The organism is Mycobacterium sp. NPDC003323 (assembly GCF_053589535.1).
The window spans coordinates 47,254-61,512 of the sequence record NZ_JBSFSB010000016.1 but is presented as its reverse complement, the minus strand read 5'-3'; the positions used below and the strand labels follow the sequence as shown (position 1 = coordinate 61,512).

Genomic DNA, 14,259 nt, shown 5'->3' with positions numbered 1-14,259 from the left:
GGCAACGGATCGGCGCGCTATGACGGGTTGCACCATGCTTCGCAAGAAGTGCGTCATGGTGCACCACCTCGCAGCGCGGTAGTGCACTGTGCACCACGCGACTGGACGGAAGTGGGCACGACGGCGTGGCGAAGCTGCGCTTTCGGTTGGGACTGTGAAGCCAGTCCCGCAGACGTACCGAAAGGCCGCCCGTGAACGCATCGAACTCGCAACCCGAAGAATTCGACATCGTCGTCATCGGTGCCGGAATCTCCGGCATCGGCGCCGCGCGCTATTTCACCGAGGCATTCCCCGGCAAGCGCGTCGTGGTGTTCGAGGGACGCGAGAACATCGGCGGCACCTGGGACCTGTTCCGGTACCCCGGCATCCGGTCCGATTCCGATCTGCACACCTTCGGCTACGAGTTCAAACCCTGGAAGGATCGCGCCGCCATCGCCGAAGCGCCCAAGATCCTCGACTATCTCCGAGAAACCGTGCAGGAGAATGACCTCGGCGGGCTGATCCGCCTCGGGCACTGCGTGCAGCGGTCCGAGTGGTCCAGCGCCGACGCCCGGTGGACCATCGAGGTGCGGACCGCCGACGGCCACAGGCGTGTCACGGCCAACTGGATCTTCGCCGGGACGGGCTACTACCGCTACGACGAGGGCTACACGCCGCATTTCGAGGGTCGCGAGGACTTCGCCGGCGACATCATCCATCCGCAGCACTGGCCGCAGGGCTACGACTACGCGGGCAAGAAGGTCGTGGTGATCGGCAGCGGCGCGACCGCCGTCACGCTGATCCCGTCGATGCTGAATCACGACGGGGCCGCGGCTCACGTGACGATGCTGCAGCGCACTCCTACGTATGTGATGCCTTGGCCGAGTGTCGATTCCCTGGCGCTGCTGCTCACCCGGCTGTTCGGGCAGCGCCGTGGTTACGCGATGACGCGGTTCAACAACATCTGGATCGATCGCGGCGTGGTGAAGTTTCTGCGCACCTTCCCCCGCGTGGGTCGTGCGTTGATCCGACGGATCAATGCGAGGTCGCTGCCCGCGGGGTACGACGTGGACACCCACTTCAACCCGCCGTATGCCCCCTGGGACCAGCGCCTGTGTCTGTCACCCGACGGCGACTTCTTCGACGCGATCAGCTCCGGTGACGCCTCGATCGTCACCGACCGGATCGCCCGGTTCACCGAGACCGGGATCGAGCTCGACTCGGGGCGGCTTCTCGAGGCCGACCTGATCGTCACGGCCACCGGCCTGAATGTCCGCATCCTGGGCGGTATCGACATCGTGATCGACGGTGCGCCGGTGAACGTCGCCGACTCCGTGACCTACCGCGGCACCCTGCTGTCGGGAATTCCGAACCTCGCCATCGCGATCGGCTACACCACATCGTCGTGGACGCTGAAGATCGGCATCCTGTGCCGCTATATCTGCACCCTGATGGCACACATGGACACCCACGGCTATGACGGTGTGCGCGTCGAGGCAGATCCCGCGATGCCGACCCGGCCGATCATGGACCTCAGTTCTGGCTATGCCCAGCGGGCCCGCGACGTCACCCCGAAGCAGGGCACCGGCCGGTGGCAGATGTCGATGTCTTATCCCCAGGACGCCAAGCAACTGCGCGGGCTCCTGCTCGACGATGCGCTGCGCTTCACCTCTCGCGCCGACGCACCGACCCGTGAGGTGATCGGTGCCTGAGACCGACCGCTTCGTCACGCTGCCGAATGGCACGCGGATCTGCTACCGGCTCGACGGACGCGAGGAATCGCCTCCGGTCCTGCTGATCGCCGGTCTCGGAGAGGACCTGACCGCGTGGCCGGCGCGCTTCATCTCCGCGCTGTGCACCGCCGGGTATTTCGTGATCCGGATGGACAACCGGGATTGCGGCCGCTCCAGCTTCGCCACCACCGCACCGCCCGGCACGCTGCGGCAGCTGCTGGCCCGGCCCCGCAAGGACGCGTACACGCTGGCCGATATGGCCACCGACGCCGCGCACCTGATCGAACACCTCGGTGTCGGACCGACGCACCTGGTGGGCAGATCCATGGGCGGCATGATCGCGCAGACCGTCGCGGCCCGACATCCCGCCGTTGCGGCGACGCTGACCTCGCTCTACTCGACCACCGGGAGCCCGAAGGTCGGCCAGCCGACCGCTTGGACGAAGACCCTGCTGGTGAGCCCGCCGCCGCGCAACCGTGTGCAGGCGGTCCGATCCCACCTGCGGATGACGGCACACCTGGCCGGCACCGGCCATCCCGTCGACGAGATCGAGGAAGCCGCGCACGCCGTCGAAACCTGGAACCGCACCGCGGGCGACGGCGCCGCAGGGATCGCCCGACAGATCCAAGCCATCCAGGCCTCCGGTGACCGGACGGCCGAACTGACCACCATCACCGCACCGGCCTTGGTGATCCACGGCGACCGTGACCGCATCGTGGCGCCGTCGGGCGGTGCGGCCACCGCGGCCGCCATTGCGCACGCACAGCACATCGTCATCGCAGGTATGGGCCACCACCTGTCGGACTCCCTCGCGCCCCGCATCACCGACCACATCGTCGGCCACCTCGAAAGGGCTCTCGTATGAATGCCATCCGCACCGTCGACGTCGCCATCATCGGCGCCGGAGTCTCCGGACTGACCGCGGCGCGCCGGCTCACCGAGGCCGGGAGATCGGTCGTGGTCATCGAAGCCGGTGACCGGGTCGGCGGCCGCACCGTGAATCTCGACGTCGCCGACGGCGTCATCACCGAGGGCGGTGGCCAGTGGGTCGGTCCGGGGCAGGATCGGGTGCTCGCCCTACTCGACGAACTGGGGCTCGACACCTTCAAGACTTTCGTCGACGGCCAGTCGCTCTACCACCGCAACGGCACGTCCAAGCGATACGACGGCACCATCCCGCCGCTGAGCCCGCCGGTTCTCGCCGACTTCGCCCAACTGCAATTGCGCCGCAGAGCGCGCGGCGGCCGAAGTGCTGGCCCTCGGGCGCGTCGAGGATCGCGGTGCGCGGATCAGTCGCGAAGCTGCACGAGCATGAGCGCGGCCACCACGCTCGCGGCGTTATCCGCGAGCGGCATCGGGAGCAGCTGATCTGCACGGGCCAGCCGCCGTTCGACGGTATTGCGGTGTGTGAACAGTCTTTCCGCGGCGGCAGAGCCGTTGAACCGCTCACGGCCGTACGTCAGGACCGTGTCCCGCAGGACCGCGTCCGCGGTGGCCAGATCGCCGAGGGTATCGGCCACGAATTGATCGGCCTGCGCCATGTCGGCGGTGAGCACCGCGACCAGGGCCACGTCTTCATACCGCACGACACGGTGCGTCGATCCCACCCGCGCCAGCCTCCGTTGCGCGGCCGCGGCATCCAGATGACTGCGGCGAAACCCCTCGAGATCGCGCCCGGGACGCCCGAACGCCACGTGGATTCCCCGGTGGTCGGCGAGTGTTTCTTGCACCGCGTCGGCTGATGGGACCGTGTCGGCCGGAATCCACACCCACAGCGCGGTGGCACTGGCGTTCAGGGTGAGCCGGCGCTGCGCACCACACAGTCGCATCGCGGCTTCCGCGGCCGAGTCGAGGCCGGCGGCCTCGTCGTCGGAGTCGCTCCAGACGATCGCAGCGACGTGACTGCCCGTCAGCGCGTAGCCGAGCCGCGATTCGGCTCGGGCCCGAGCGATCGGGGCGCCCTCGAGCAGGAGTTGCACGGTGGTGTGGCGCTCGGCGCTGGCGCCGCGGGCGAGGTCGGCGCGTTCCTGTTCGACGTACTCATCGAGGGCGGCGATGGAATCGTCGATGAAGGTCGTTATCGACCGCTCGGAGACCTTCATCAGATCCCGCAGCTCATCCAGGTCGGCCGTCGCCGCGAAGCATCCCTCCACCCACAACGCCCACGCGCCGTGCTGAGCACCCCGCCACGAGCCGAGGTCGTGCATGTCCAGCCCGCGGCGCACCAGGTCGCGGGCGAACTGGAGGACCCCGGTGTCGAGGCAGGGACCGACGCGCACACCGGGATGTTGCAGCGTTGCCGACAGCCAGTGCAGCAGATACGCCTTGTTCATGTGTCGGTCGGCCGCCGCCAGCTGCGGATCCTGCAGCAGGACACGGTATTCGGCGCCTTGATGGGCAGCGGCCGTCACCTCGTCCACCGCGGCCTCCGTCGAGGCCAGGACGCGCTCGGCGACGGCGCGCATCAATGTTGCGGTGCGGTGGCTCGGCGGCGGCCAGGATGGGTCCACCGTCGCACTGTAACGCCGCGCTGTCAGCTCAGGCCGAGCTTGCGCAGACGCGGTTCCGGGTCCCGCTTGAACAACTCCAGGAACCGGCGCCGGTCATGGCCCGGGGCGTGGAACACCAGGTGGTTCGGCCACCGTGGCACGGTCCATACCGCGCGCCTCGGCCGCCACGGCCGAATCGACGAGTTCACGCGGCGCGAACTGCTCCGCCGATGCCTTGTAGCCCGGTTTCAGTTTTCATCAGCAGCATCCGCTGCGCGGTGTTGTGACTGCCTCCACCGGTGCGGCGGGCAGCTGACCGTGCCAGGCCACCTGACGCGACGGGGGCGGCGTCTGTTCACTGCGGGTCTCGACGAGCGCAACTCCGTCGACCACCACCGAGGCAATCCCTGGAAGGTCGCCGAGGGCGAAGCATTCCAGGCCATCGCGGGCAGTGGATCCGGTGATCGGTCCCAGCACCACGAAATCGGCAGGCCGGCCGACGGCAAGGACACCGGTGTCGAGGCCGTGCGCGGCGGCGGTCTGGCCGGTGCCCGCGGCCACCGCGGTCGCCGGGTCCAGACCGCACACCGAGGACAGGAAGCAGAGGTTGCGCAGCATGCCGCGCGGGATGACCCCGGTGCCTCCGGGTGTGTCGGTACCCAGGGTCAGCCGGTCGATCTGATCGCGGGAGATGAGCTCGTCGACAACGAGTTTGGTGGCCCGGTAGTTCATCGAGCTGCACACCTCCACCTTGGCCTCCGGCAGTTCGTCGATGATCGCGACGATGTCGGCATCCGGCGCCGGGATGGGGCCGCCCGAGATGTGGCCGATGATGTCGGGCCGCACGGCCATCACCACATCGCGGCCGGCGACCCGACTGGAACCCGACCGCGACACACCACCCGAGTGCATCTTGACGGTCATGCCCCGCTCGTGAGCCCAGGTCATGTACTGCTGGGCCTCACCGTCGCCCAACCGATTCCAGTCGTAGAAGATGAACTTCAGCTGGTCGATACCCTCACGTTGGGCACGGTCGAAGTGTTCCTCGGTCATACCCGGGACCAACAGCACCGTGCCGGCGTTGACCTTGATCCCCGAGGGGCGCATCCGGCCCGTGGTGTGCTTGGACGTGATGGCGATGCTGAGCACCAGTTCCGGTGTCAACGCGGTGAAATCGAGTCCGGGAATGTGTAATTCGCCGGCCGACACCATCGATGTCGACCCGCCGTGCAGATAGTTGTGGAACCACCCCACGGCATTCTGCGCGGGCGTCCATTCCCCGAACGTCGGGTGGATGTGGCCGTCCACCAGGCCCGGTATCACGGTGAGCCCCCCGGCCGAGAGGATCCGATCGGGATTCGGGTGTTCGGTACCGATACCGGTGATGACGCCGTCCTCGACCACCAGACTGGTGTCGCGCAGCGGATCTTGAGTGCGGTCGCCCGATACGAGCAGGCCGATGTCTTTCACGACGAGCGTTGACATGTTTCCACTTTTCTATCGATTGGATCCAGTATACGATACAGCCGTTGCGTCGATCTTGCCGCCGAAACCTCAAGGAGGACGTCTCATGTCCGTCAGCTCGTGGGAATTGCGCGCCGAGTTCGCCCGCTCGCTGTCCCAGATGTACGGCACCGAGGTACCGGCCTACCGTGATCTCGTCGAGGTCGCCGCCGAGGTCAACCGCGACGTGCTGATCCGCGACGGCGCCGATGCCGAAACACTGGGCACGGCAAGCAGAGTGGCCGATGAGCGCCACGGCGCGATCCGGGTCGGCACGCGCACGGAGATGCGCCAGGTCGCCACGATCTTCGGCGGATTCGGCATGCACCCGGTCGGCTTCTACGATCTGCGAGAGGCGGCCTCCAGCGCCGTTCCGGTGGTATCCACCGCCTTCCGGCCGATCGATCCGGATGAGCTGGCACGCAACCCGTTCCGGGTCTTCACCTCGATGCTCGTGATCGACGACCGTCGCTTTTTCTCCCCCGAGATCACCGACCGACTCGCCGAATTCCTGGACAGCCGCGTCCTTTTCACCGATGAACTCGTCGCCCTGGGTGCACGGGCGCAGTCCGACGGCTGCCTGCCCCGCTCGGAAGCCGACCGCTTCATCGCACTGGCAACGGCGGCGTTCGAATTGTCCGACGAGCCGGTGCAGTGGTCGTGGTATCGGGAACTGGACGCCATCTCCTCGGTGGCTGCCGATATCGGCGGGGTCAGCAGCACCCACATCAACCATCTCACCCCACGGGTGCTCGACATCGACGAACTCTACCGCCGCATGGCGTCGCGCGGCATCACCATGATCGACGCGATCCAGGGACCGCCGCGCTGGAACGGCCCGGATGTCCTGCTGCGCCAGACCTCGTTCAAGGCGCTCGCCGAGCCCCGTCGTTTCCGCGACGACGACGGCACCGTGCGCACCGACGCACTGCGGGTCCGGTTCGGCGAGGTCGAGGCGCGCGGGGTCGCGCTGACGCCGGCCGGCCGCGACCTCTACGACACGATGGTCGCCGAGGTCGATACCCGTTGCGGCGCTCAGCCCGGCGCCGCCCGCCAGGACATCGCCGCAGACGTCTGGCGCGAGCATTTGCCCGCCTCCTATCGCGAACTCGCCCTGCAGGATTTGGCGTACTGCACGTTCATCGTCGCCCCAGAGTCCGAGCGCACCGGATCCGTCGAGCACGATCTGCGCAGCCTTGTCGAGGCAGGATGGCTGATACCGCAGCCGATCGTCTACGAGGACTTCCTGCCGCGCTCGGCCGCCGGCATCTTCCAGTCCAACCTTTCCTCGGAGGGTCGCAAGGACACCTCGGTCGCCGGCAGTGCACGCAGCATCGACTGGATGAGCGAGATCCTGGGTGTGACGGTCGCCGACCCCAACGACCTCTATGCCGCGCAACGGCAACGCTCGCTCGACGAGGCGTCCAGGCAGCTGGGATTCACCGTCATCGCGCCGGCCTGAGCAGCCGCCGACACCGCGGAATTCCGAACACCACCACGACCACGATGAGCGCACCGGCGATGTTCATTGCCAGCCTCACACCGCCCTCGTACCAGGGAAAGATCGCCGGGTACTCACTGGTGAGCAACAGCACCGGCGGACCGGTGACCGCCCACCAGGTGTAGTTGACCGGGCGAAGCGCCATCGCCAACCAGAACAGCACGACGACGATCGCGATGACGACCGGTGCCGCCGGCGTCGCGGCCAGGATGACCGCCGCCAGCACGGCACCGACGAGATTCCCTGATAACCGTTGCGCCAGCCGGATGCCGGTCGCGGCGGTGTCGGCCTGGATCGACAGCACCACACCGGTGATCAACCAGTGCGCGCCCACCACGTCCTCGGGTACCAGCGCGGCCGCCGCAGCGGCGACTGCCACCGCGGCACCCATGCCCGCGACATGCTCCCATGCCGGGCCGGGCCGGGACTTCGACGACGGCACCACATCGGCGCTCCGACGTAGCGCCGAGATCGCCAACGGCACCGCGGCGGCGACGCAGACGACCGCCGATCCACTCAGATACAGCACGGCGGGTGGATCGCCGGCGCGCTGCATGTGCATGGCCACCAGCACCACCGTCAGCGCGGCGGTCGGGCCGAGTCGCGGGATCACCGCCCCGAGCATCGCGGCGAGCACCGTGGCGACGCCCAGCAGCACCTCGTGCCCGTCGCAGGCGAGCACCGTCAGCGTGCCCAGACCGATGGCCACGGTTCGCACACCGATCACCCTGGCGGCCTCGTCGACGGAATCCGGAATCCCGGGCACCGCAGTGAGCACCACTCCCAGCGCGATCGCGGCGCCCGCCGCCGAGCGCCCGAGAGCATCGCATACGACGAAGACCGCGCCGAGCGCCACGGCCAGCGCCAGTGACATACCCCAGGCCGGGGACCCGGTCGCGCGGAACAGCTGACGAGCAGTGGGCACCGGGGCTACTCGTGCACCTCGGCGGCCTCCAGCACGGCGTCGACGATGCTCTGGTACCCGGTGCACCGACAGATGTTGCCCGACAGCGCTTCCCGGACACCGTCCTCGGTCAATGGCTTCTCCCGGTCGGTGTCGCGGAGCAGTTCGACGGCGGTGACCAGGAATCCCGGTGTGCAGAAACCGCATTGCAGACCGCGCTGCCTGGCGAAGCAGTCACGCAGTCGGGGTGCCTCCTCGAATTCGTCGAGTCCCTCCACCGTGGTGACGGTGTGCCCGTCGACCTGCACCGCCAGCGTCAGGCAGGCCCGGGCACTGCGCCCGTCGACGAACACCGAGCACGCGCCGCACACCCCGTGCTCACATCCCAGATGCGTTCCGGTCAACCCGATCTCGTCGCGCAGGAAGTCGGCCAGCATCATCCGTGCCGGCACGGTGCGTTCGAACACCCGGCCGTTGACGGTGACCGCGATCGCCACATTCGCCGAACCGTTCACTGCCACCGTCCTGTCGTTGTGTCGAAGTGCTCGGTCGCCCGGCGCGCCGCCGTGGCCATCGATTCGGTCAGGGCCTCCGCGCACAGATGCCGGGCGTAGGCCGCGTCGTCGGCCGAGGGTTGGGTGGCCGCCGCCCAGGTGGCGGCCACGTGTTCCCACAGCGCCGGACCCGGGTGCTCGCCCACCGCATCACCGCCGGTGAACAGCAACGGCCGGTCAGCGGCATTCAGCACCGCGGCCCTGATGTCGCCGATCCTGCCGTCACCACCGACGGTCATCACCACACCGGCCCCGGCAAGGCCGTAATCGCCGTGCTGGTGGGCGTATTCGACGAAGCCCCAGCCCTGATCGGGCCGGATCGCGGGTATCGAGATCCAGGTCAGCATCTCGTCGGGCTCCAGCGAGTTCGTGTAGAAGGACACGAACATGTCCTCCGCCGTGACCGTCCGGCGACCGCCCCGCAGTGATTCGACATGGCAACGGGCGCCCAGCACTACAGCGGCCAGCGGCATCTCCGCGGCGGGATCGGCGTGGGCGAGCGAGCCGCCGATCGTGCCACGGTTACGGATCCCGATGTGCCCGATGTAGCGCGCGGCGTCGGCGAGCAACGGTGCGCGGGCGGCGATCAGTGGGTCGGTCTCGACCGTGCGGTGCGTGACGAGCGCGCCGAGGACCAGATCATCGGTGTCATCGAAGATCCGGGTCAGTTCGACCAACCCGCCGATATCGATCACCACCGAGGGCCGGGCCAGCCGCAGATTCATCAGCGTCAGCAGCGACTGTCCGCCGGCGAGCAGCTTGGCATCGGGGTGGCGGGCCAGCGTGTCCAGTGCCTCGGCGACCGATTCGGGCCGCACGTAGGCAAACTCGGCCGGCTTCATGCGACGGCTCGCTGTGTGCGCAGGGCGCGCCACAACGCGCCGGTGTCGATTGGTGTGCTCGACGCATGGAATCCGCCGCCCACCGCGTCGTCGACGGCGGAGGCCACCGCGGCGTAGACCGCGATGGTGCCGCTCTCTCCCGCCCCGCGCACACCGATCGGATTGACCGGTGTGTCGACATGCAGGTGACGCACCGCGACCCGCGGCACATCGGTGGACAGCGGCAGGTGGTAAGCGGCGAACGTGGTCGACAGCGGATGTCCGGCGGCCGAATAGTTCCACTGCTCGAACAGCGCACCCCCGACGCCCTGGGCGACTCCGCCGATGATCTGGCCCTCCACCACCTTCGGATTGATCTCCCGGCCGCCCTCGTGTGCCACCGCGTACCGCAGCACGGTCACGATGCCGGTGCGGCGGTGCACGCCGAGGATGACCGCGTGCACACCCATGGTCCAGGTGACGGTGGCGGGACGGAAGACGGCCGTGACGTCGATGGCACCGCCGCCTTCCTGGCTTCCCCCCACCGACTGGGACCCGGCCAACTCCGGCCATCCCAGACTGCGGTCGCCCGCGGTGAAGACGCCGTCGGCATACTCGGCGGGTGCCGTCGCGCCCAGCACCGACGCCGCGCGGGCGCGGGCCAGTTCGATGAGGTCACCGGCAGCCCGGTGGATGGCCGAGCCGGCCAGAATCGCCGAGCGGCTGGCGAAGGTGCCGACACCTTCGGGCAGCCGCTCGGTATCGGCCGGCACGTAGCGCACCAGCTCCAGCGGTACGTGCAAGGCGTCGGCGGCGACCTGGGCGAAGACGGTTTCGTGGGCCTGCCCCGCGCTGGCGGCCCCGGCCGTCACCTCCAGTCCCCCGTCGGGCAGCAACCTGATCCGCGCCGTCTCGTGCGGCCCGCGACCGGTGGCCTCCAGGTAACTCGACAGCCCGTACCCGATCCGGTGATCGGGATACTCGGCGGCGATGTCGTCCATTTCGGACGGTGGCACTGCCTCCAGCACCGCGTCCAGGCAGGCCAGGTAGTCGGCCCCGTCGTAGGAGATCGGCACGCCGTCGCGGTACGGGATGGGCCGCGCGTACGGCAGGTCCTTGTCGGTCAACAGGTTTCGCCGTCGGATCTCGGCGGTGCCGATCCCCAGCTCACGCGCGGCCGCGTCGAGGCTGCGCTCGAGCGCGAACGTGGCCTCGGGCCGACCGGCACCGCGGTACTGCGCGACCAGGGTCTTGTTGGTCAACGCCGCGCGTCCCGAGATCCGGGCGGCCGGCACGCGGTAGGGCCCGAGCAGGTGGATGGCGGTGTTGGCGACGATTCCGGCCACCCACAGGCTGCCGGCGCCGATGTCGACGACGAAATCGTCCTCCCAGGCCAGGATCCGGCCGTCCCGGTCGACCGCCAACCGGGTCCGGTGCACCTGGTCGCGCCCTTGGGCGCTGGCCGCGAGATGCTCCTGGCGGTCCTCCACCCAGATCAGCCGGTGACCGGTCTGCCGGGCCAGCACCGCGAGCACGATCTCCTCGCTGTAGACGTTGGCCTTGGTGCCGAAACCGCCGCCCACATCGGGGACGACGACCTTGACGTCCTGGGCTGACCACCCGGTCACCCCGCAGATGGCCTTGCGCACCATGTGCGGCACCTGGGTCGAGGTGATGAGTTCGAGTCGCCCACGGCGCGGTTCGTACTCGGCGCGCACACCGCGGCACTCCAACGGCACCGCGCCGTGGCGGCCCATCCGGTAGCTGCCCTCGACCACCCGGTGGGCACGGGAGACCGCGTCCTCGACTGCACCGAAGGTGAACGCCAACCGGGCCGCCTCGTTGCTGCCCAGGTGTGCGAAGAGCACCGGGCTGTCGGCGCCGAGCGCGTCCTCGGCGTCGGTCACCGGCGGTAGCGGTGCGTACTCGATGTCGATGGCTTCCAACGCATCCTCGGCCCGGTAGCGGTCCTCGGCCACGATGACCGCGATGGGTTGGCCGATGTAATGCACCCGCTCATCGGCCAGGATCGGTAATCGTTGCTCGGCCAGCACGCAGTCGGTCGCGGCGCTGAACTCCGCTTCCGGGCGGGTCAGCAGGGGTATCGGCGTGCCGGCGATGCCGAGGTCGGCGGCGGTCCACACACCGAGTACCCCCGGCAGCTGCCGGGCACCGTCCGCATCGATCGACTCGATGACCGCGTGCGGTTCGGTTGATCGCAGGAAGACCACGTGGTGGGCACCGTCGGCGTGGTCGGCCAGAAATCGGCCGCGACCGGCCAGCAGCCGTTGGTCCTCACGCCGCGGAACGGACTGCCCGATGTAACCGGCGGTCGGTTCGTGCGCGCTCAATGGATCCGCTTCTCCCACTGCCACAGTGCGATCGATATTGCGAAGGACACGGTGATCAACAGCATGATGGTGGCCACCATGGACGGATACTCGCCGTGACTGTAGGACTGCAACACCACTCTGCCCAGACCGCGTCGGGTCGCGAAGAACTCCGAGAGCACCACGCCGACCACCGCGAGGCTGACGGCCAGCCGGATGCCGGTCAGCAGCGGGCGCCGGATCGCGGGGAAGATGATGTGCACCAACCGCTGCCAGGCGTTTGCCTGCACCGACCGGGCGAGCTTCCAGTACACCCGAGGGATCTCCTGCACACCGGTGGAGACGTTGATCAGCACCGGGAACAGGGCGAACAGCACACCCATGACGACCTTGGATCCCGACAGCGAGAAGATCGGCAGCAGAATCGGATACAGCACGATCTTGGGGATGCCGTTGAGCATGATGAGCAGCGGCTCGAAGATCAGCCGCAGTTTCTCCGACAGCCCGAGCAGCAGCCCCAGCGATCCGCCGATGGCCGTGCCGATGGCGAAGGCCAGGACGACGGCCTGGGCGGTGACCTGCATGTCGAACAGGTAACTGGGGTCGGTCAGGTTCGACACCAGCACCGCGAAGGTGGCCGCCGGGGACGGGATGACGAAGGTCAGTCCGGACACCACTTCCCAGATGACGACCATCAGCGCGGCCAGCGCGATGGAGCCGAACAGCTGTCCCTGGAGAATGGACCGCATCCGACGCGGTGTGCGTGCACCCGGGGCGGGCACCGTCGCGGTGGGCAGGGTCGAAGTCACTGGGTCCTCCCTCGCAGCAGTACCCGCTCGACCAGTGCCAGCAGCACGGTGAGCAGACACGACAGCATCAGTACGACCACGATGTAGGCGAACATCGCGATGTTGTCGAAAGTCTCGTAGAGATAACGGATCCGGTACCCGAGCCCCGCTTGGGCGGTGGTGAACTCCATGGCGATGGTGCCAATGAGCGCGTACACCACCGCCAGTCGCAGACCCGCGACGATGAACGGGCCGGCGGCCGGGATCGCGACGGAGAACAGCACCTGGCGCGGTGAGGCGTTGAGCGACCGGGCCAGTTTCATGTACACCGGGCGCATACCCTTGAGGCCCACGGTGGTGTTGAGCGCCATGGGGATTGCCGCCATGATCGTGGCCAGGATGATCACCGAGGTGGCGTTGATCCCGACCAGCACGATCATCACCGGGTAGAACAACACCAGCGGTACGGCGTAGAAGGACACCAGATACGGCTCGAAGATCCGACCGACATACGGGAGCTTCCAGAACAGCAGACCCGCGCCCAGTCCGAGCAGGGCACCGAACACCAGTGACACCGCGACCTCGATACCGGTGCGGCGGGCGTCCTCCCAGAACTGCGGCAGCGCCATCTGGCTGCCCAGTTCGGCGAGAATCGTCGTCGGGGCGGGCAGCACGCTGTCGTCCCAGATTCCGGTCTTGGCGCCGACCTCGCAGATCACGAAGAACAGCACGACCAGACCGGCGGTGGACAGCACACTGACCGCGCCCTTGCTGAGCCTGCGCCTCGCCGGTGTGGGTGTCGGCTGATGCGTCGGCTTCGTCTCGGCCGGCAGGTCGTCCTCGGCCAGATAGGAGGTCGTCATGTCGCCGCGGCCTCTTGCTGCTTGAACCCGCGCATCGACTCGGCCTGCAGCGAGCCCCATATCCGGTTGTGCAGGTCGTTGAACTGCGGAGTCGACACCACACTCGCGTCGCGGTTCTCGGGCAGGTCGATGTCGACGACGTCGATGATGGTGCCGGGCCGGTAGGACATCACCCAGACCTGCTGGGACAGCAGGATCGCCTCGGAGATGTCGTGGGTGACGAACACGATGGTCTGGTTGGTGCGCGCCCAGATCTGGCGGACCTCCGCACCGAGGAACAGCCGGGTCTGCTGATCCAGGGCCGCGAACGGCTCGTCCATGAGGACCACCTCGGGCTGTACCGCCAGGGTCCGGGCCAGCGCGACCCGCTGGCGCATCCCGCCGGAAAGCTGGGAGGGGTAGGACTTTTCGAATCCGGCGAGGCCGACCAGCTCGATGGCGTCCTTGGTCCGTTTGCGCTGCTCGGCCTTGTCGACGCCGATCATCTGCATCGCGAAGCGGACGTTCTCCTCGACCGTCCGCCACGGCAGCGTCGAGTCCTCCTGGAAGACCACCCCGATCTTGGGGTCCGGCCCGGTCACCGGTTTGCCCGCGACGCTGACCGTGCCCGACGAGGCCTTCTGGAGCCCAGAGATGACCGCGAGCAGTGTCGATTTGCCACAACCGCTGGGCCCGACGATCGACACGAAGCTGGCGTGCGGTACGTGTTCGGTGACGGACTTGACGGCCGTGACCGTGCCGGACGGACTGTCGAAGACAACCGAAACGTTGTCCATCTCAATGCCTTGCGGCGT

Annotated in this window: 13 protein-coding genes and 1 pseudogene; 4 read left to right on the top strand and 10 right to left on the bottom strand. The window is 68.1% G+C overall.

Translation table 11 applies throughout. From position 1 onward, the window contains the following. The first annotated feature begins 191 nt into the window (after positions 1-191). Genes ACWDUN_RS25020 through ACWDUN_RS25010 form a run of 3 tightly spaced genes read left to right on the top strand, consistent with a single transcriptional unit; the run spans position 192 to position 3,080 of the window. A complete protein-coding gene (locus tag ACWDUN_RS25020; protein ID WP_449932890.1) occupies positions 192-1,691 on the top strand; it encodes a flavin-containing monooxygenase in 1,500 nt (499 codons plus the stop codon). After that, positions 1,684-2,577, top strand: a complete 894-nt coding sequence (locus tag ACWDUN_RS25015) for an alpha/beta fold hydrolase (RefSeq protein ID WP_449932888.1) — start codon at positions 1,684-1,686, stop codon at positions 2,575-2,577. The genes ACWDUN_RS25020 and ACWDUN_RS25015 overlap by 8 nt, the downstream gene beginning before the upstream one ends. Then, a complete protein-coding gene (locus ACWDUN_RS25010; RefSeq protein ID WP_449932886.1) occupies positions 2,574-3,080 on the top strand; it encodes a flavin monoamine oxidase family protein in 507 nt (168 codons plus the stop codon). The genes ACWDUN_RS25015 and ACWDUN_RS25010 overlap by 4 nt, the downstream gene beginning before the upstream one ends. On the opposite strand, the gene ACWDUN_RS25005 is transcribed toward ACWDUN_RS25010, so the two are convergent. The 3 genes and pseudogenes from ACWDUN_RS25005 to ACWDUN_RS24995 all read right to left on the bottom strand — a co-directional run bounded on the left by ACWDUN_RS25005 (position 3,002) and on the right by ACWDUN_RS24995 (position 5,686). Then, a complete protein-coding gene (locus tag ACWDUN_RS25005) occupies positions 3,002-4,222 on the bottom strand; it encodes a PucR family transcriptional regulator (RefSeq protein WP_449932884.1) in 1,221 nt (406 codons plus the stop codon). The two genes, ACWDUN_RS25010 and ACWDUN_RS25005, sit on opposite strands and share 79 nt — an antisense overlap. Before the next feature lie 23 nt (positions 4,223-4,245). Beyond that, positions 4,246-4,347 (bottom strand): annotated as a pseudogene (locus ACWDUN_RS25000) (hypothetical protein); the annotation flags it as partial. A gap of 112 nt (positions 4,348-4,459) precedes the next feature. After that, complete coding sequence (locus ACWDUN_RS24995; protein WP_449932882.1) at positions 4,460-5,686, bottom strand: amidohydrolase family protein; 1,227 nt, start codon at positions 5,684-5,686, stop codon at positions 4,460-4,462. An 85-nt stretch (positions 5,687-5,771) separates the two neighbouring features. Here ACWDUN_RS24995 and hglS point away from each other — a divergent pair, with 85 nt between their 5' ends. Beyond that, positions 5,772-7,166, top strand: coding sequence for a 2-oxoadipate dioxygenase/decarboxylase (gene hglS, locus ACWDUN_RS24990; RefSeq protein ID WP_449932880.1), 1,395 nt, complete (start codon positions 5,772-5,774; stop codon positions 7,164-7,166). On the opposite strand, the gene ACWDUN_RS24985 is transcribed toward hglS, so the two are convergent. From ACWDUN_RS24985 to ACWDUN_RS24955, 7 genes are read right to left on the bottom strand one after another with little or no spacing between them, the layout of a single operon-like run. Continuing rightward, positions 7,150-8,130 carry an FUSC family protein gene (locus tag ACWDUN_RS24985; RefSeq protein ID WP_449932878.1) on the bottom strand — a complete coding sequence of 327 codons (981 nt, stop codon included), beginning with the start codon at positions 8,128-8,130 and terminating at the stop codon, positions 7,150-7,152. The genes hglS and ACWDUN_RS24985 overlap by 17 nt on opposite strands. 5 nt (positions 8,131-8,135) lie before the next feature. Beyond that, positions 8,136-8,630 carry a (2Fe-2S)-binding protein gene (locus tag ACWDUN_RS24980; RefSeq protein WP_449932876.1) on the bottom strand — a complete coding sequence of 165 codons (495 nt, stop codon included), beginning with the start codon at positions 8,628-8,630 and terminating at the stop codon, positions 8,136-8,138. Next, the gene (locus ACWDUN_RS24975; RefSeq protein WP_449932874.1) at positions 8,621-9,505 is read right to left on the bottom strand and encodes an FAD binding domain-containing protein; all 885 of its coding nucleotides are present in this window, start codon (positions 9,503-9,505) and stop codon (positions 8,621-8,623) included. The genes ACWDUN_RS24980 and ACWDUN_RS24975 overlap by 10 nt, the downstream gene beginning before the upstream one ends. Next, positions 9,502-11,835, bottom strand: a complete 2,334-nt coding sequence (locus ACWDUN_RS24970) for a xanthine dehydrogenase family protein molybdopterin-binding subunit (RefSeq protein ID WP_449932872.1) — start codon at positions 11,833-11,835, stop codon at positions 9,502-9,504. The genes ACWDUN_RS24975 and ACWDUN_RS24970 overlap by 4 nt, the downstream gene beginning before the upstream one ends. After that, on the bottom strand, positions 11,832-12,623 hold the full coding sequence (locus tag ACWDUN_RS24965) for an ABC transporter permease (RefSeq protein WP_449932870.1): 792 nt from the start codon (positions 12,621-12,623) through the stop codon (positions 11,832-11,834). Before ACWDUN_RS24965 ends, ACWDUN_RS24970 begins: the two co-directional genes overlap by 4 nt. Beyond that, positions 12,620-13,465 (bottom strand): ABC transporter permease, encoded by an 846-nt coding sequence (locus ACWDUN_RS24960; RefSeq protein WP_449932869.1) that lies wholly within the window; start codon positions 13,463-13,465, stop codon positions 12,620-12,622. The genes ACWDUN_RS24965 and ACWDUN_RS24960 overlap by 4 nt, the downstream gene beginning before the upstream one ends. Further along, positions 13,462-14,241, bottom strand: coding sequence for an ABC transporter ATP-binding protein (locus ACWDUN_RS24955; RefSeq protein ID WP_449932867.1), 780 nt, complete (start codon positions 14,239-14,241; stop codon positions 13,462-13,464). The genes ACWDUN_RS24960 and ACWDUN_RS24955 overlap by 4 nt, the downstream gene beginning before the upstream one ends. Positions 14,242-14,259 lie beyond the last annotated feature (18 nt).